The 18,428-nt window shown below is 67.0% G+C and carries 15 protein-coding genes; 11 read left to right on the top strand and 4 right to left on the bottom strand.

The features are described from left to right. From BGN95_RS15700 to BGN95_RS15675, 6 genes are all read left to right on the top strand, one after another. Nucleotides 1–530 (top strand): DUF6805 domain-containing protein (locus BGN95_RS15700; RefSeq protein WP_353744709.1); only part of this gene is annotated, 530 nt, incomplete at its 5' end. Continuing rightward, nucleotides 527–2,278 carry a DUF885 domain-containing protein gene (locus BGN95_RS15695; RefSeq protein WP_286773245.1) on the top strand — a complete coding sequence of 584 codons (1,752 nt, stop codon included), beginning with the start codon at nt 527–529 and terminating at the stop codon, nt 2,276–2,278. The genes BGN95_RS15700 and BGN95_RS15695, both read left to right, overlap by 4 nt. Beyond that, a complete protein-coding gene (locus tag BGN95_RS15690; RefSeq protein ID WP_265311838.1) occupies nt 2,268–3,152 on the top strand; it encodes a 2-dehydro-3-deoxygalactonokinase in 885 nt (294 codons plus the stop codon). The genes BGN95_RS15695 and BGN95_RS15690 overlap by 11 nt, the downstream gene beginning before the upstream one ends. Beyond that, nucleotides 3,149–3,784 (top strand): 2-dehydro-3-deoxy-6-phosphogalactonate aldolase, encoded by a 636-nt coding sequence (locus BGN95_RS15685; RefSeq protein WP_286773244.1) that lies wholly within the window; start codon nt 3,149–3,151, stop codon nt 3,782–3,784. The genes BGN95_RS15690 and BGN95_RS15685 overlap by 4 nt, the downstream gene beginning before the upstream one ends. Before the next feature lie 93 nt (nt 3,785–3,877). Continuing rightward, nucleotides 3,878–5,734, top strand: a complete 1,857-nt coding sequence (locus BGN95_RS15680) for a M1 family metallopeptidase (protein WP_286773243.1) — start codon at nt 3,878–3,880, stop codon at nt 5,732–5,734. Nucleotides 5,735–5,771: 37 nt separating this feature from the next. Next, on the top strand, nt 5,772–6,647 hold the full coding sequence (locus BGN95_RS15675) for an aldo/keto reductase family oxidoreductase (RefSeq protein WP_286773242.1): 876 nt from the start codon (nt 5,772–5,774) through the stop codon (nt 6,645–6,647). A gap of 78 nt (nt 6,648–6,725) precedes the next feature. Here BGN95_RS15675 and BGN95_RS15670 read toward each other — a convergent pair whose 3' ends face one another. Beyond that, on the bottom strand, nt 6,726–7,430 hold the full coding sequence (locus tag BGN95_RS15670; protein WP_286773241.1) for a helix-turn-helix transcriptional regulator: 705 nt from the start codon (nt 7,428–7,430) through the stop codon (nt 6,726–6,728). Between the two features lie 110 nt (nt 7,431–7,540). On the opposite strand from BGN95_RS15670, the gene BGN95_RS15665 reads away from it, so the two are divergent. Further along, nucleotides 7,541–8,152, top strand: a complete 612-nt coding sequence (locus BGN95_RS15665) for a glutathione S-transferase family protein (RefSeq protein WP_286773240.1) — start codon at nt 7,541–7,543, stop codon at nt 8,150–8,152. 50 nt (nt 8,153–8,202) lie between these two features. Here the strand turns inward: BGN95_RS15665 and BGN95_RS15660 are convergent, their stop codons facing one another. The 3 genes from BGN95_RS15660 to BGN95_RS15650 form a co-directional block, all read right to left on the bottom strand. Further along, on the bottom strand, nt 8,203–9,432 hold the full coding sequence (locus BGN95_RS15660) for a TCR/Tet family MFS transporter (RefSeq protein WP_286773239.1): 1,230 nt from the start codon (nt 9,430–9,432) through the stop codon (nt 8,203–8,205). Nucleotides 9,433–9,665: 233 nt separating this feature from the next. Then, the gene (locus BGN95_RS15655) at nt 9,666–10,973 is read right to left on the bottom strand and encodes a DUF3443 family protein (protein WP_286773238.1); all 1,308 of its coding nucleotides are present in this window, start codon (nt 10,971–10,973) and stop codon (nt 9,666–9,668) included. A 10-nt stretch (nt 10,974–10,983) separates the two neighbouring features. Then, nucleotides 10,984–11,454, bottom strand: a complete 471-nt coding sequence (locus BGN95_RS15650; protein WP_286773237.1) for a DUF2844 domain-containing protein — start codon at nt 11,452–11,454, stop codon at nt 10,984–10,986. A gap of 109 nt (nt 11,455–11,563) precedes the next feature. Between BGN95_RS15650 and BGN95_RS15645 the strand changes: the two genes are divergently transcribed. The 4 genes from BGN95_RS15645 to betA form a co-directional block, all read left to right on the top strand. Next, nucleotides 11,564–12,685, top strand: coding sequence for an alpha/beta fold hydrolase (locus tag BGN95_RS15645; protein WP_286773236.1), 1,122 nt, complete (start codon nt 11,564–11,566; stop codon nt 12,683–12,685). A gap of 271 nt (nt 12,686–12,956) precedes the next feature. After that, nucleotides 12,957–15,380 carry a TonB-dependent receptor gene (locus BGN95_RS15640; protein WP_286773235.1) on the top strand — a complete coding sequence of 808 codons (2,424 nt, stop codon included), beginning with the start codon at nt 12,957–12,959 and terminating at the stop codon, nt 15,378–15,380. 61 nt (nt 15,381–15,441) lie between these two features. Next, entirely contained in the window at nt 15,442–16,848 is a 1,407-nt protein-coding gene (gene betB / locus BGN95_RS15635; protein ID WP_286773234.1) for a betaine-aldehyde dehydrogenase, read from the top strand. Next, nucleotides 16,835–18,428, top strand: a 1,594-nt coding sequence (betA, locus tag BGN95_RS15630) for a choline dehydrogenase (RefSeq protein WP_286773233.1), incomplete at its 3' end; no start/stop codon positions are given. The genes betB and betA, both read left to right, overlap by 14 nt.

Below are 18,428 nucleotides of genomic sequence, written 5' to 3'. Positions count from 1 at the left end.
GCCAGTATCAGCGACGCAGCGCGGTCTATTTCAAGCATTTCTCGGAAAGCGCCTGGGCGCGCGAGGAAGCTGCGTACAACGCCGAGCAGGCGCGGCTCAAGGATATCGCGGCGCGCTCGGTCGACGTGATGTTCCTCGGCGAGATGCAGCCCGAGCGCGACCACAATCTGGTGAGCGAGCTTTCCTATCCGGTGACCTATCGCGCGCGGCAGGGGCGCGACGCGCGGTCGGGCGGCTATCTCGAATTCTCGATGAAGGTGAAGCCGGGGCCGCTCGTGCTCCAGGCGAGCTATTGGGGCGGCGAGCGCGCGCGCGATTTCGACATATTCGTCGACAATGTGAAGATCGCGAGCCAGCATCTCGACAATGACCAGCCGGGCAAATTCTTCGATGTCGAATATCCGCTGCCGGCGGCGCTCACCAGGGGCAAGCAATCGGTGCGGGTGAAGTTCGTCCCGCGCGATCGCAGCACCGCCGGGCCGATCTTCGGCGTCCGGCTCTATACCGCCAAACCGGGAGCGACGGCATGATCGGGCGCCGCCTGCTCATCTCGTTGCTGGCGATGACGGCGCTGGCGCCCGCGGCGGCGCAGGCGCAAAGCGCCGATGCGTCGTTCCGCGCGCTCTACACCGCCGAATATGATTGGCGCCGGCACCAGCAGGCGCCCGACGAGGATAGCGGCGACGCCGGCGTGCGGCGGCTCCCCGATGTCGATCCGGCGGCGCAGGCGGCGCGGCTCGAACGCTGGACCCGCACCGCGGCGGCGCTGAAGGCGATCCGCGTCGCCGATCTCTCGCCCGCCGAGCAGGTCAATTATGCGGTCTATCGCCAGCAGATCGAGGCATTGCTCGCCGAGCAGAGGTTCCGCGACTACGAAAAGCCGCTTAATTCGGACACCAGCTTCTGGGGCGATGCCGCCGGCTGGGCGCGCGGGCGCTTCGTGCGCGAGGCGGATTATCGCGCCTATATCGCGATGCTGCGCGATCTGCCGCGCTATTTCGATCAGAATATCGCCAATATGCGCGCCGGGCTGAAGCGCGGTTTCACCCCGTCGCGCGTCACGCTCGAAGGGCGCGACATCGGGGTGGCGCAGGTCGCCGAGGCGAAGACGGTCGAGGCATCGCCCTTTTACGCGCCGTTCCGCAGCTTCCCGTCGGCGATCCCGGCCGCGACGCAGGCGGCGTTGCGCGCCGAGGGCGCGGCGGCGATCCGCGATGCGGTGGTGCCGGCGCATGTGAAATTGCTCGCGTTCCTGCGAAGCGAATATATCCCCGGCGCACGCACCACGCTCGCCGCCTACGATTTGCCCGACGGGCGCGCTTATTATGCGTCGAAGATCGCCGAATTCACCACGCTCGATCAGACCCCGCAGCAGATCCACGCGATCGGCCTCGCCGAAATCGCCAAGATCCGCGCGCGGATGCAGGAGGTGATGGATCAGGTGGGGTTCAAGGGCGATTTGCCCGCCTTCCTCACCTTCCTGCGCACCGATCCGCAATTCTACGCCAAGACCCCGCAGGCGTTGCTCGATCGCGCGGCGTGGATCGCCAAGACCTTCGACGGCAAGGCCAGCCAATATTTCGGCCATCTGCCGCGCAGCCGTTTCGCGATCAAGCCGGTGCCGGCGGATCTTGCGCCTTTCTACACCGGCGGGCGCGGCGGGCCGGGGATCTATCTCGTCAATACCTATAACCTCCCCGCGCGCCCGCTTTATTCGCTGCCTGCGCTGACGCTCCACGAAAGCGCGCCGGGGCACGCCTTCCAGATGCCGTTGGCGGCCGAGAACAAGGAGCTGCCGGCGTTCCGGCGCGACACCTATCTGTCGGTCTATGGCGAGGGCTGGGCGCTTTATTGCGAGGCGCTGGGCGAGGAAATGGGGATGTACGAGACCCCCTACGAGCGGTTCGGGATGCTGAGCTATCAGGCGTGGCGCGCCTCGCGGCTGGTGGTCGATACCGGCATTCATGCGATGGGGTGGACGCGCGAACAGGCGCAACGCTACCTTCACGACAATACCGCGCTCGCCGATCATGAGATCGAAACCGAGGTCGATCGCTATATCGCCTGGCCGGGGCAGGCGCTGAGCTATTATACCGGCGAGCTCGCGATCCTCGCAGCGCGCGCGCGGGCGGAAAAGGCGCTGGGCGCCAAATTCAACATCCGCGCGTTCCACGATATGGTGCTCGCGCTGGGATCGGTGCCGATTCCCGAGCTTGATCGCCGCGTCGACCAGTTTATCCGCGACGGCGGAAAGGGTCCTTATCCGGATGAGGAATGACGCCGCCGCCTGTATCGCGGTCGATTGGGGGACGACCAACCGCCGTATCTACCGCCTCGCGGCGGACGGCGCGTTGCTCGATCGCCACCGCGACGGGCACGGCATCGCGCGGATGACGCAGGGCGATTATCCCGCCGCGATCGTCGCGATCCGCGCCGAGGATGCCGGGGTGCCGGTGATCCTCGCCGGGATGGCGGGCTCGTCGCGCGGCTGGCACGAGGTGCCCTATGTCGCGGCGCCCGCGACGATCGCCGACCTTGCCGCCGGGGCGTGGCGCGGGACGGGGGAGAATGTCACGATCTTGCCCGGGGTCGCGGCCGCCGCCGATGCCGCGCCCGATGTGATGCGCGGCGAGGAAGTGCAGATTCTCGGCGCGATCGCGGCCGGGCTGGCGCCGGCGGATGCCTTGTTCTGCCAGCCGGGCACGCACAGCAAATGGATCAGGACCGCGGATGCGGCGATCGCCTCGTTCCGCACCGCGATGGCCGGCGAAACGTTCGGGCTGTTGCGGCGGCATAGCGTGCTGAGCGAGATGCTGCAGGCCGAGCCGGTGGCGGGCGCGGCGTTCGACGACGGGGTTGCGCGGGGCGTCGAGGATCGCGATCTGCTCGGTGCGCTTTTCTCGGTCCGTGCCGGGGTATTGCTCGGGCGGCTGGCGCGGCCGGATGCGGCGTCGTTCGCCAGCGGGGTGCTGATCGGGGCGGATGTCGCCTCCGGGGTGGCGGCGGGCGAAAGCGTCCATCTCGTCGCGGATGCGAAGCTCGGCGCTTTCTATGCGCGCGCGATCGGGTTGCGCGGCGGCACGGTCATAGCGATCGACAGCGAGGCGGCGTTCGTCGCCGGCGTCAATCGAATCAGGGAGGCGATGACATGAGCGCGGCAGCATTGTTCCGGCGGCATTTCGCGGCTTGTCCGCTCGTCGCGGTGCTGCGCGGGATCACCCCCGACGAGGCGGTGGCGGTCGGCAGCGCTCTGGTCGAGGCGGGCTTTTCGATCATCGAGGTGCCGCTCAATTCGCCCCAGCCGCTCGACAGCATCGCGCGGCTCGCGGCGCGCATCGGCGATCGCGCGCTGGTCGGGGCGGGGACGGTCCTGACGCCGGGCGAGGTGGCGGCGGTGGCGGAAGCGGGAGGCAGGCTGATCGTCTCGCCCAATAGCGACCCCGCGGTGATCGCGGCGAGCGTCGCGGCGGGGCTGGTGTCACTTCCCGGCTATTTCACCGCGACCGAGGCGTTCGCCGCGCTCGCCGCCGGCGCGCACGGGCTGAAACTGTTTCCCGCCGAGGGCGCCTCGCCCGCCTATCTCAAGGCGCAGCGCGCGGTGCTGCCGCGCGACCTCGCGGTGCTCGCGGTGGGTGGAATCACGCCGGAGGTGATGCCGATGTGGCGCGACGCCGGGGCGGACGGGTTCGGGCTCGGCTCGAACCTCTATCGCACCGGCAAGCCCGTTGCGGAGGTGGCGCGGGACGCGGCGCGGTTCGTGGCGGCGGTGCGCGCTGCTCGATAGCGCAGCCTCCGCGAGGGGCGGCGCGATGCTCTATTGCCAGCCACCGCCAAAAGGCCGAAGCCGCCGCGCATTGCGACAAGGCGAGTGTTCCCGATGCGTAACTTATTGATCGTCTCTCTTGCGGCTATTGCCTCGGTCGCGCACGCCGCGCCCGACGCGCCTTCGCCGATCCTGACCACGCCCGAGGCGAAGGACGTGCTGAGCTACGCCGTCCCCGAGGTGGCGCGCGTCACCCATGTCGATCTCGATTTGACCGCCGATTTCAAGGCGCAGATCATGCGCGGCAAGGCGACGCTCGATATCCTCGCCAAGCCCGATGCGCGCGAGATCGTGCTCGACGACAACAAACTGGTGATCGCCGGCATCACCGATGCGGCGGGCAAGCCGCTCAAATGGACGGTCGGCGCACATGATGAGTATAAGGGCGCGCCGCTGACGGTGGAGATCGGCAGCGCGCGGCGGATCGTCATCACCTATCAATCCGCTCCGGGCGCCAGCGCGCTCGGCTGGCTTTCGCCGGCGCTGACCGCGGGCAAGGTGAAGCCCTATCTCTACAGCCAGGGCCAGTCGATCAACAATCGCAGCTGGATACCGACGCAGGACAGCCCGGGCATCCGTCAGAGCTGGTCGGCCAGGATCACCGTCCCGTCCGATCTTGTCGCGGTGATGAGCGCCGAGCGGCTGACCCCGGCGGGCGAACCGGCCGCGCCGGGCTGGCACAGCTATCGCTTCCGCATGGACCGCAATGTGCCGCCCTATCTGATCGCGCTCGCGGTGGGCGACCTCAAGTTCCAGCCGATCGACCGCCGTACCGGAATCTATACCGAGCCAGCGATGCTCAAGCGCGACGCCGCCGAACTTTCCGACACCGGGAAGATGGTCGACGCTGCGGAGGCGCTGTACGGCAAATATCGCTGGGGCCGCTACGACGTCCTCGTCCTCCCACCGTCCTTCCCGTTCGGCGGGATGGAAAATCCGACGCTGACCTTCGCCACCCCGACGATCGTCACCGGCGACAAATCCAATGTCGACGTGATCGCGCACGAACTGGCGCATAGTTGGTCAGGCAATCTCGTCACCAACGCGACCTGGTCGGATAGTTGGCTCAACGAGGGGTTCACGACCTATTTCGAGAACCGCATCGACGAGGCGCTGTACGGCAAGGAGCGCGCGGCGACGCTCGCCGATCTGTTGTGGGACAATCTCCAGCGCGATCTCAAGAGTGCGCCCGATGCCGATGCGACGCGGCTCCACGGCAAGCCCGAAGGGACTTTTGGCGAGCTCGATTATACCAAGGGCTCGACCTTCCTGCGCACGATCGAATACGCCGTCGGCCGCGCGCGCTGGGATGCCTATCTCACCTCCTATTTCGATCGCCACGCCTTCCAGCCGCAGACCACCGCGGGCTTCCTGGCCGATCTGCGCGCCAATCTCATCAAGGGCGATGCCGCGCTCGAGGCCAAGCTCCAGCTCGACGAATGGGCCTATGCGCCGGGGCTGCCCGCCAATGCGGTGCATGTCCGGTCGGCGACGCTGGCGAAGATCGACGAGACGCTGAAACGCGTGAACGCCGGCGCGCCGATCGGCTCGATCGATACCGCGCATTGGTCGACGCAGGAATGGCTGCGCTTCCTCAACGGGCTGCCGCGCGAACAGAGCGCGGCGCGGCTCGGCGAGCTCGATCGCACGCTCGGGCTGTCCGCCTCGCCCAATGCCTATATCCGCTCCGCCTGGCTCGTCCTCGCGATCGCCAATCGCTACGATCCGGCGATTCCGTCGATCGCGCAATTCCTGCCGAGCGTCGGCCGCGGGCTGTTGATCTTCCCGGTCTATCGCGCGTTGAAGGCGCAAGGCGATTGGGGGATGCCGATCGCCAAGCGTGACTATGCGATCGCGCGCAAGGGCTATCACCCCACGGTGGTCGCGACGCTCGATCGGTTGCTCGGCTGACCGCCGATCAGCCTTTTCGAAAAGGAGATTTCAGGCGATGACCGATATCAGCAAGGCGGGCGACTTCGTGCTCGGCGACCTCGAGGTGAAGCGGATGGGCTATGGCGCGATGCAGCTCGCCGGCCCGGGGGTGTTCGGCCCGCCGAAGGATCGCAACGCCGCGATCGCGGTGCTGCGGCATGCGGTGGAGGCGGGGGTCGATCATATCGACACGAGCGATTTCTACGGCCCGCATGTCACCAACCAGATCATCCGCGAGGCGCTGTCGCCCTATCCCGCCGGGCTGACGATCGTCACCAAGGTCGGCGCGCGGCGCGGCGACGATGCGTCGTGGCTGCCCGCGCAAAGCCCGGCCGAGCTCAAACAGGCGGTCCACGACAATCTCCGCAACCTCGGGCTCGAACGGCTCGATGTCGTCAATCTGCGCGTGATGGGCGATGTTCATCACCCGACCGAGGAGCCGATCGCGGCGCAATTCACCGCGCTCGCCGAGTTGCAGGCGCAAGGCGTGATCCGGCACCTCGGCCTCAGCAACGCGACGCTCGCGCAGGTCGAGGAGGCCGAGGCGATCGCGCCCGTGGTCTGCGTCCAGAACCAGTATAATCTTGTCCAGCGCGGCGACGATCCGCTGATCGCGGCCTTAGGGGCGAAGGGCATCGCTTATGTGCCCTTCTTCCCGCTGGGCGGCTTCACTCCGTTGCAATCGTCGACGCTGTCCGATGTCGCGGACCGCCTCGGCGCGACGCCGATGCAGGTCGCGCTGGCGTGGCTGTTGCAGCGCGCGCCCAATATCCTGCTGATCCCCGGCACCTCGTCGGTCGGCCATCTCCGCGAAAATCTCGCCGCGGCCGATCTCGTCCTGTCGCCGGACGTGGTGCGTGAGCTCGACGGGCTCGACGCCGCGGTCGGGTAAGATCAGGTCGCGCGGGCGATGAGCCGGTTCGGCTGGACCAATAGGATGACGCTGGCGCTGCTCGATCGCGGCCGGACCTCAAGCGGTGGCGTGCGCGGCGTGCTTTTCGGCTAGATGGCGTTTCCAGCGCTGGCGCAGCGTCGCGGGGCGGCTGTCGAAGCGCTGGTCGAGGAATTCGGCGGTGATCACGCGATCGGCGCGGAAATGCCGGAAGTCCTGGCGCAATTCGCACCACGCGGCGAGCATCCGTTTCTCGTCGAAGAAACCGACGATGACCGGCCATATCACGCGCAGGCTGTGGTCGCCGCGCTCGTCGCGATAGTCGATGCGGATCTTGCGGCCCTCGCGGATCCATTCGCGGGTGCGCGCCAGATCGATGCCGTCGGGCACCGGCGTGCGCGACGGCCGCGCCGCGATCGCGGGGTCGGCGATGAATGGCCGCAACCGTTCGGGGACGACGCTGGTGATCTTGGCGATCAGGTCGCGCGCGGCATTCGCCAGCACCGGATCGCCGCGCCCGGCGACCCATTGCGCGCCGAGCACCGCCGCCTCGATCTCGTCCGGGGTCAGCATCAGCGGGGGCATGTCGAAGGCGTCGTCGAGGATATAGCCAAAGCCGGCCTCGCCCTGGATCGGGACGCGCTGCGCGATCAGATCGGCGACGTCGCGATAGACGGTGCGTTGCGACACTTCGAGCTCGCGCGCGATCTCGCCCGCGGTCACCGGGCGGGTCGAACGGCGCAGGATCTGGATGATCTGGAACAATCGGTCGGCGCGGCGCATCGCTCAATCTCCTGCTGACATAATGCTGTCAGCAGTGCGGTCGTACAAGCCAAATCACGCGGTAGCGCTGCGCCGCTGCGCCGCTTGTTCGCCGTTCGAGGAGACGACAGATGATCACATTGTACCACGCCCCGCAAACGCGTTCGTCGCGCATGATCTGGCTGCTCGAGGAATTGGGCGTTCCCTACGAAATCCGCCCGGTGTCGATCTTCCGCCCGATGACCGGCGAGGGCAGCGGCGATGCGGCCAATCCGCATCCCGACAAGAAGGTGCCCGCGATCGACCATGACGGCGTGGTGGTGGCGGAATCGCTCGCGATCGTTCTCTATCTGCTCGATGCCTTTCCCGAGGCCGGGCTTGCACCGGTGCAAGGCGATCCGCGCCGCGGGGATTATCTCACCTGGACGGCCTGGTATGTCGCCGAGCTGGAGCCGGCGCTGTTCGCCGGACTAGCCGGCGAGATCGCCGGGGCGCCGATGAAGCAGCGCGGGCATGATGCGGTGGTCCAGCGGCTGCGCACGGCGCTGGCGCGCGGCCCCTATGTGATGGGCAACCGTTTCCCCGGCGCCGATTTCCTGATCAGCAGCGCGCTTGCCTTCGGCCGGCATGCATTTCCCGCCGACGAGACGATCGACGCTTATATCGAACGCTGCCGGACCCGCCCGGCCGCGATCCGCGGCGTGGCGCTCGACGACCGCTCCGGGCTTCAGGCCGCCGCCTGACGCAGGCCGCGATCCGCAGGTTCACATTCGAACCTGCGGATCGCGCCGCGTCACAATGCCGCTGCGGCAGTTGGCGGCGATTGGAACCGCAGCCGCAGGACGAGGGGTATCGCGATCGCGTTGACCGCCAGCGCCGACAGCCAGATCGCCCCCGGCCATTGCGCGCGAACGACGAAATAGAAGCTCGAGAACCCGAGCGGCGCGATGATCGACGCAAGGCTCATCGCCGATGCGAGTACCCCCTGGAACTGGCCTTGCCTGCCTTCGTCGACGAGCCGGGTGGCGAGCGACTGCAGCGCCGGCGATCCAATGCCGGAGAGCGCGACGATCGGCATGATCGCGAAGACCATCCAGCCGTGCGTGATGAACGCCATCGCCACCAGCGCGAGGCAGGCGCTGGCGATCCCGGCGAGCACCGCCCCGCGCTCGCCGAGCAGCCGTACCGCGGGGCCAGGCAGAAACGCCTGCGCGAGCGTCTGGCACACGCCGAATGCGCCGAGCGACAGGCCGATCCACATGCCGTTCCAGCCGAACGCGTCATTGCCCCACAAGGCCCAGCAGGTGCCATAGACCTCGCCCGTCGCGCTCAGCACGAAGAAGGTCGCGACGGTGGGGAGCAGCGCCTTCATCGACAAGGCCCAGCGCAACGGGCGCAAGGGGTTGAGCGCGGCGAGGTCGATCTTCTCGCGCGACGGAATGCGCGATTCGGGCAGGACGAACAGCGCCAGCAGCAGATTGCCGGCGTTGAGCGCGGCCGCAGCGAGGAACGGCAGCCGCAGCCAATAATCGCCGAGCGCGCCGCCGAGCACCGGGCCGAGGATGAAGCCGATGCCGAACATCGCGTTGAACAGGCCGAACCTTTTCGCTCTCACATTTTCCGGCGAGATATCGGTGATATACGCCGTGGCGACCGAGATATTGGCGCTCGTCAGCCCGGCGATCGCCCGGCCGATGATCAGCAGCCCCAGCGACGGGGCGAGCGCCATCAGCACATAATTGATCGCCGCGCCGCCGAGCGAGATCAGCAGGATCGGTCGGCGGCCCAGCCGGTCGCTCAACGCGCCGAGCACCGGCGCGAAGGCGAATTGCATCGCTGCATAGAGCGCGGTCAGGATGCCGATATAGGAAGCGATATTGTGGGCATGCGTTACCTCCGCGATCAGCCGCGGCAGGATCGGGAAGATCAGCCCGATGCCGACCGCGTCGAGCCCGATCGCGGCATAAATGACGACGAGCGGCCGGTTGATCGCGATGTGCGACGAAGAATCTGATGATGGCACGAACAAACTCCTGAGCCGAACGGTCGACCGGAGCGTTCCCCTGGCCGAGGACCCGCGCCGACGAACAAACGGCGATCACCGGGATCGCCGAAGGTCGTCGTGGGGATCCCGGGCACGAGGCCAAAGACCAGAGCTTTCGTTACCGAAAGGCCTTGGGCTTACCAAACCAAGGCTGCCTTTTCCGACGCGGCGCAATTAGCAGCTTCGGCGCGATCGGCAAAGAGGCGAGTCGCTCAGAAAGCGTAGAAAGGACCGGCGATGCCCCCAGCCGCGCGGCCCTCGATCGCGGTGGCGACGTTTCGGCCGTAGAAGAAGGGGAGACCGAAGTCGAAGCTGCGCTGGATCGCGTGGAAGCCGGTGACCGCATTCGGATTGGCGCCGATCCCCGGGATCGCATTCGCGCTGGCGGCGGGCTGGGTATAGGCATTGTAGAGCGTGAAGCTCGCATCCGCGGTCGCGGCGTTCACCCCGGTCAGCGTCACCGCCAGCGCGAGCGGCGACGGCGGGCAGTAGAAAGAGGTGAAATTGGTCTGCGTGCACATCGGAATGCCGCTGTCGACGAAATAATAGAGGTTGCTGCCGCTATCGAGGAAGCTGTTGGGGAGCTGGGTCCCCTTATAGGTCGCGGTGAGATCGCCCGCGCTGTCGGTGGTCAGGATCCGCGCATTGCCGAGCCCGTTGTTGGTCTGCGTCCCGATCCCGAAATAGACCGTCCCCGTCAGCGTCGCCGCGCCGGTCGGCGGGACCGCGGGCAGCGAGACGATCGTGCCGTTGTTGTTGACCGCGAAGGCGGCGACCGGATTGGGCAGTTGCTGGAACGGCGCGCTGGTGTTGGCGGCGCGCGCGATCACCGTCGCGCACCCGCTCGTCGGGCAATCATAATAGGTTGCCGCGCCCGATCCGCCGTTGACCATGCACGCCGACGCGCAATCGGTGGCCATCGTGCCGACCCCGATGATCCCGTTGGCGCCGAATTCCTGCACCGTCGTCAACGCGGTGCCGCCGCCGCTCGAGCAGGAGGCCGGCGCGGTCTGGAAAGCGCCGTCGTCGGCGATGACCTGGAACGGCATCGACGCGACGGATTCGCCGCCGATCGAGAAATCGGCGGTGCGCACCGATCCGAACACATAGCCGTCGACATATTGATAGCATTCGCCGACCGGATTGCCCGCGGGGCTGGTCTGGTGCGGCAGCCCGGCGAGCATATTGGCGTTGAGCACCGATTTGATGATGCGCAGCCCGGTCGACCCGGTATCGAGCAGGACATGGTCGATCGTCTGGCAGGTCTGCGTGCCGTGGACGCACAGGGTGACCGACACATAGGGCAGGTTGGTCGCGGTATAGCCGTTGGGGCCCGCCGCCAGCGCCGCCGGGCCGGCATCGATCGTCACGGTGGTGAAATTGGCGAGCGGGGTGGGGGTGCTGGTCGGCGTCGGGGTCGGCGTCGGCGCGCTGGCGGGGGTGTTCGCCGTCGTGCCGCCGCCGTCGCTGCACGCACCGAGCAAGGCGAGCAGCAGGACGATCAGGATCTGGCGCATCATGCCCCCCGCGTCAGAAAGCATTGGGATCGAACCCGGCGGGAAGCTGCCCCGGCAGAAAGGCGATTCCCCAGAAAGCCCCGGGGTGACCGCCGGTCTGGATCACGATGTCGTTGCGATGGACCCGCGGCGCGCGGCGCATCCTGATCCGCCCGTGCCCGGTGTTGGCGGCTTCCTGGAAGGTGGCGAAATATTGCGCCCCGAGCAATTGCCTGAGATCGGGGCGCCCCGGCCCGCGCCACGCGACCGCGACGACCGCCCCGTTAGCATTCTCGATTTCCTTGACCAGGGTGCCGTTGGCGAGCGTCATGCGATGCTCGACCCCGCCGGCGATCGTACGCGCGGTCTGCGTCGCCGCCGCCATCCGCGCGCGATCGCGCGCAATGCTCGCGCCCGGCTGTCCCAGCCCGGCAACGGCGTCATCCGCCGCCGAAAAAGCGAAAATCAGCGCGAAAAACGCCGCGCAAACCCGAGCCCCGCCCATAAGCCGCCACCGCTTGTTTCGCGCCGACGCTAGTCACCCCCCCGATTACGGTAAAGCGCAAAGTCGCGCAGGCTGATATAGCGGACGCGAGTCATCGGGGAGGTTTGCCATGCTTCGCATGCTCTTACTGGCTTTCTCGCTCTTCCTTGCCGCCGCGATGCCGGCGCAGGCGCAGCGCGCCGGGGCACTCGTTTCGGCCGATCCGGTGCGCGACGCGCCGGCCGGGATGCAGGCGTGGAAGATCGCCTATTGGACCACCGACCGCGACGGTCGCGCGGCGCGCGTCACCGGGATGGTGGTGGCGCCGCGCCCCGCCCCGGCGCAACGCCGCGTGATCGCCTGGACGCACGGCACCTGGGGCGTGGTCGAGCGGTGCGCGCCATCGCTCAGCCCCGATTTCTGGGAATTGACCCCCGCGCTGGCCGAGATGATCCGGCGCGGGTTCACGGTGGTCGCGCCGGACTATCCGGGGCTCGGGTCCGATATGCCGCATCCCTATCTGGTCGGGGTCGATACCGCGCGATCGGTGCTCGATGCGGTCCGCGCGGCGCGCTCGATCGCCGGTGCCGGGGTGGGTGAGGCCTTCGCCGTGTGGGGTGAATCGCAGGGCGGTCATGCCGCTTTGTGGACCGCGATCGAGGCGCGCGGCTATGCGCCCGAACTGCGGCTGGTCGGCACCGCGGCGGCCGCGCCGCCGACCGACCTCCCCGCCAATCTGCGCTCGGGCAGCGACGTCAATATCCGCACGATGCTGACCGCCTACACCGCCTATAGCTGGTCGCAGCGCTTCGGCCACCCGCTCTCCACCTTGTTCAACCGCACCAATGCCGGGGTGGTGACGCGGCTGGCGCGGAACAATTGCGTTACGCTGGGCAAGAAGCCGCGGATCGGGACGATCCTGGGGATCATGTCGGTCCGCAATGCGCTCAAGAACAAGGATATCGGCCGGATCGAGCCGTGGGGGCGGATCGCCCGGGCGAATAGCGTGACGCCCGCCGCGGTGCCGGGGCCGCTGCTGATCGCGCAGAGCGGCGGCGACACGGTGGTCGGCTCGGCGGTGACCGCCAGCTTCGCCCGCGCGCGCTGCCGCAGCGGCGCGCCGCTGCGCTATATCGTGCTGCCGGGGGGCGATCATGCGCGCACCGCGCGCGACAGCGCGACCGCGACATTGGACTGGATCGGCGCGCGCTTCGCCGGGCAGAAAGCGCCGAGCGATTGCGGGCGGATCTGATGATGCCCGGATGAAGTCCCCGCGCGGCGTTCCGATTACAAAGGCTAATGATCCAATCTAATGTTCTAAATAAGCGATCATAATTGCGCATTAATTGCTAAGCACCTGTTTATCGGCGCTTTATTGTCAAATTACGGGCGGGCGCACCCGCCGAGCGATCCGCCAACGCCGCTTGTGAAGCACCCGGCCGTGATGCAGCATCGCCGGACAAGAAAAATACCGGCGATTACCAGAACATCTCGGGAGCAGATGATCAAAAGCGGGGTAAATCATGGAAGGGAAACGTCGCACGTTCTTTAGCGGGGCGGCCGTCGCCGCGCTGATCGCCGGCCTTGCCGCCACGACCACCCCGGCCCATGCCCAGCAACAGGCGAACGCCACGCCGGCGGCGGATGCTCAGCCGACGCGGCCCGACGATATCGTCGTCACCGCGCAGCGGCGCGAGCAGAAGCTGCAGGATGTCGGCATCGCGGTCTCGGTGCTCAACACCGCGGCGCTGACCAACCTCAATGTCACCAGCGCGACCGATATCGTCCGCGCGGTGCCCAATCTGAAATTCAATTCCTACGGCTCGTCGCAGGTGGTGTTCAACATCCGCGGCGTCTCGCAGAACGATTATGGCGACCAGCAGGAGCCGCCGGTCGCGGTCTATCAGGACGACAGCTACGCCAGCTCGATCACCACCGCGAGCTTCCCGGTGTTCGATCTGGCGCGGACCGAGGTGCTGCGCGGGCCGCAGGGCACGCTGTTCGGGCGCAACGCCACCGGCGGCGCGGTGCAGTTCATCTCCAGCCAGCCGACCGACGTGCTCGACGGCTATGTCCGCGGCACCTACGGCAGCTTCAACCAGCGGATCTTCGAGGGCGCGATCTCCGGCCCGATCGCGCCGGGGCTCAGCGTCCGCCTGTCGGGGATCTATGATCGCGACGACGGCTATATCGAGAATATCACCCCCGGCCAGCCCGATCGCGGCGCGAACAACCATTGGGCGCTGCGCGGGATCATCCAGTACGCGCCGACCGACAATTTCAAGGCGCGGCTGACGGTGCGCTATGCCGAGGCGGATCACGAGCGTCAGGCCGCGCTCTACGCGCTCGCGCCCGAATGTCCCAATGCGCAGGGGCAGGGCGAATTCCTCTCCACGACCCAGGCCTGCGCTTATTGGGGCAGCCCGCCGGGGGCGATCGCGACCGGCTATACCAACCCCTCGATCACCCCGTCGCAGGGCGGCGATGCGTGGAAGACCGCGGGGACCGGCGATCCCTATGTCGACCGCAAGCAATTCGCTGCGACGCTGCGGCTGGAGGGGCGGATCGGCGCGTTCGACGTGGTGTCGATCAGCGATTATCAGCACCTCACCAAATTCTATAACGAGATCGGCGATGCCCAGCCCGAGCTTCCCTATGTGAAGGGGCAATCGAGCTATACCCCCGGCCCGTGCGCCCCGCCGGCGCAGGCGGTGACCTGCTATGCGCCCGGCGTCTATTTCTATCAGGGCACGAAATCGGATCAGTACACGCAGGAATTGCGCGCCTCGACCAGCTTCGGGCGGCAATATCTCGTCTTCGGCGCGTTCGGGATGATCCTCAACGGCAATTATACCGCGAAATATGCGACGCCGTTCGACGGCTATGATCCGACGGTGGCTTTCTCGCAGAAGACGCGGAGCTGGGCGATCTTCGCGCAGGACGAATGGAAGATCGACGATCATTGGAAGCTGATCGGGGGCCTGCGTTTCTGGCACGATCACAAGGTCGGCACCTATGACGGCAGCGAGCTCTTCTCGGGCTTCACGATGCATTACGGCCCCGACGGGATTCGCTATAACGACCCGACCGGGACAACCCCGCTGACCGGGGTGACCGCGACCCCGGGCGATGCCAGCGCCAATTTCTCGGGTGTCACCGCGCGCGCCGAGATCGATTACAAGCCGAGCCGCGATACGTTGATCTACGCCAGCTATAATCGCGGCAGCAAATCGGGCGGCTTCACCTTCAGCACCGGCACCCCGACATTGGGCCAGTCGGTGATCGATACGATCAACAATATCGCCTATAAGCCGGAGACGCTCAACGACTATGAAGTCGGTCTCAAGACCCGGCTCGGCGCGAACACGACCTTCAACCTTGCCGGCTTCTATTACGATTATCAGCATTATCAGGCGTTCGTGCAGGTCGGCTTCACCCAGTCGGTGCGCAATCTGCGCGCCAGCAACCTGGGGGTCGAGGCGGAACTGGTCAGTCATCCGCTGACCGGGCTGACGCTGCAGGCCAATGCCTCGGCGCAGCGCAGCCGGGTCTATAACGTGCTGCTGCCCGACGGGGTGACGGTGGTGACGCACAATCTGCCGCAGGCGCCGAGCTTCTCCGCCGGGGGCCTGGTCCGCTACGAATTCGCGCTGGCGGGGGGTGTCGCCTCGCTCCAGGCCGATGCGCTCTATCAGGACAAGACCTGCTTCACCGTGATGTGTGCGCCGGTCGAGCGCGAGCCGGCCTATGACGTCGAAAACCTGCGCTTCGGCTTCACCCCGAGCGGGATGAAGCTCGATCTGGCGGTGTTCGTCAACAATGTGCTCAACCACGCCTATCGCGTGTACGCTTATGACGGCGCCTATTATAACGGCGAGGTGGCCGGCGTTTACGCGAAGCCGCGGACCTGGGGCGTGACCGCGACCTATCATTTCGGGGGGCAATGAGCATGCGGCATCGATCTCGACCGGCAACGCGCCGCTTGTCGGGACGAGGCGAGGCAAGGCGATGAACTGGTTCGAAACGATCAATCCGGCGACCGGCGAAACGCTTGCGCGGCTGGCGGTCGCCGGTGCGGCCGAGGTGGATGCGGCGGTCGTCCGCGCGCAGGCGGCGCAGCGCCAATGGGCGAGGCTGACCGGGACCGAGCGGGGCCGGATATTGCGCCGCGCGGTCGATCTGCTGCGCGCGCGCAACGACGAGCTCGCGCAGCTCGAAACGCGCGATACGGGGAAGCCGATTCAGGAAACCAGCGTCGTCGATGTCGCGTCGGGCGCCGATTGCATCGAATATTTCGCCGGCGTCGCCGCGACGATCGCGGGCGAGCATATCGATCTGGGGCCGGCGGCGTTCGGCTATACGCGGCGCGAGCCGCTCGGGGTGACCGCGGGGATCGGGGCGTGGAATTATCCGATCCAGATCGCCTGCTGGAAAAGCGCGCCGGCGCTGGCGTGCGGCAATGCGATGATCTTCAAGCCCGCCGAGCTGACCCCGCTGACCGCGATCGAGCTCGAGAAGATCTATCTCGAGGCGGGATGCCCCGAGGGGCTGTTCCAGGTGGTGCAGGGGTTCGCCGAGACCGGGCGGCTGCTCACCCGGCATCCCGGGATCGCCAAGGTCTCGCTGACCGGCGAGGTCGGCACCGGGCGCAAGGTGATGGCCGATGCCGCCGCGACCTTGAAGCAGGTGACGCTCGAACTGGGCGGCAAGAGCCCGCTGATCGTGTTCGACGATGCCGATCTCGACAATGCGGTATCGGGGGCGTTGCTCGGCAATTTCTATTCGGCGGGGGAGGTCTGTTCGAACGGCACCCGCGTGTTCGTCCAGCGCGGGGTGATCGACGATTTCCTCGCGCGGCTGAAGGCGCGGACCGAGAAGATGATCGTCGGCGACCCGCTCGATCCCGCGACCCAGATCGGCGCGCTGATCAACACCGCGCATATGGAGAAAGTGCTCGGCTATATCGCGCGCGGGGTGGCGGAAGGCGCCGAGGTGCTGACCGGTGGCGAGCGGGTGACCGCGGGCGCTTTGGGCAAGGGCGCGTTCGTCGCGCCGACCGTCTTCACCGCCTGCACCGACGAGATGGCGATCGTCCGCGAGGAGATTTTCGGGCCGGTGATGACCGTGCTGCCGTTCGACGGCGAGGATGAGGTGGTGGCGCGCGCCAATGCCACCGAATTCGGGCTGGCGGCGGGGGTGTTCACGCGCGACCTGACCCGCGCGCATCGCGTGATCGCGGCGCTCGAGGCGGGGACGTGCTGGATCAACGCCTATAATATCACCCCGATCGAGCTGCCGTTCGGCGGGTATAAGCAATCGGGGCTGGGGCGCGAGAACGGCCGCGCGGCGCTCGAACACTACACCCGGCTGAAGAGCGTCTATGTCGCGATGGAACCGGTCGATGCCCCTTATTGACGGCGATTTCGACTATATCGTCGTCGGGGCGGGATCGGCCGGATGCGTGCTCGCCAACCGGCTGAGCGCCGATGGCAGATACAAGGTGCTGCTGCTCGAATATGGCGGATCGGACCGGTCGATCTTCATCCAGATGCCCGCCGCGCTCGCCTATCCGATGGCGACCAAAAGGTGGAACTGGCATTATGAGAGCGAGCCCGAGCCGTATCTCAACAACCGCCGGCTGCACACCCCGCGCGGCAAGGGGCTGGGCGGGTCGTCGTCGATCAACGGGCTGGTCTATGTCCGCGGCAACCCGCTCGATTTCGAGCGCTGGCAGGACGAGGAGGGCGCGCGCGGCTGGGGCTATGCCGACGTCCTCCCCTATTTCAAGCGCGCCGAAACGCGGAAGGAGGGCGGCAACAGCTATCGCGGCGGGGAGGGGCCGCTCTCGACCACTTACGGGACGCTCGAAAACCCGCTCCACCAGGCGTGGCTCGATGCCGCGGTCGAGGCGGGCTATGAACTGAGCGAGGATTATAACGGCTATCGTCAGGAAGGCTTCGGCCGGATGGACATGACGGTGCGCGGCGGCGAGCGCTGCTCGGCGGCCAAGGCCTATCTCTATCCCGCGATCAAGCGCGCCAATCTGCGCGTCGAACAGCATGCGCTGGTGACGCGCGTGCTGTTCGAGGGGCGGCGCGCGGTCGGCGTCGATTATGAGCAGCACGGGCGGACGGTCACCGCGCGCGCGGCGCGCGAGGTGATCCTGTCGGGCGGGCCGATCAATTCGGTGCAATTGCTCCAGCTGTCCGGCATCGGCCCGGCGGCGGCGCTGGCGCGCCACGGCATAACGCTGGTCGCCGATCGCGCGGGGGTTGGCGCCAATCTGCAGGATCATCTCGAATTCTATTTCCAGATGGCCTGCACCCGGCCGGTGACGCTCTACGGCCACGCCAATCTGTTCGGCAAGGCGATGATCGGCTTGCAATGGCTGCTGACCAAAAAGGGGCTCGGCGCGTCGAACCATTTCGAAAGCTGCGGCTTCATCCGCAGCCGCGCCGGCGTCAAATATCCCGATATCCAATATCATTTCTTCCCGATGGCGATCAATTACGACGGCTCGTCGCTCGCCACCGAACACGGTTTTCAGGCGCATGTCGGGTCGATGCGCAGCAAGAGCCGCGGCACCGTCTCGCTGCGCAGCGCGAACCCGCATGACAAGCCGCTGATCCGCTTCAACTATATGAGCCACCCCGACGATTGGGAGGAGATGCGCGCCTGCGTGCGGCTGACGCGCGAGATCTTCCAGCAGCCCGCCTTCGCGCCGTGGCGCGGGCGCGAGATCCAGCCGGGGGCCGATTGCATCTCGGACGAAGCGATCGACGCCTTCATCGCCGAAAAGGTCGAAAGCGCGCTGCATCCTTCCTGCACCTGCAAGATGGGCGCGGCGAGCGATCCGCTGGCGGTGGTCGATCCCGAATTGCGCGTCATCGGGGTGGAGGGGCTGCGCGTCGTCGACAGTTCGGTGATGCCGTCGATCACCACCGGCAACCTCAACGCGCCGACGATCATGATCGGCGAGAAGGGCGCCGATCATA

Origin of the sequence: Sphingomonas sp. 66-10, assembly GCF_001897045.1 — a bacterium.
Taxonomy (GTDB): Bacteria; Pseudomonadota; Alphaproteobacteria; order Sphingomonadales; family Sphingomonadaceae; genus Sphingomonas; species Sphingomonas lycopersici.
The sequence above is the reverse complement of the archived record's forward strand: the minus strand, read 5'-3'. Positions and strand labels throughout refer to the sequence as shown.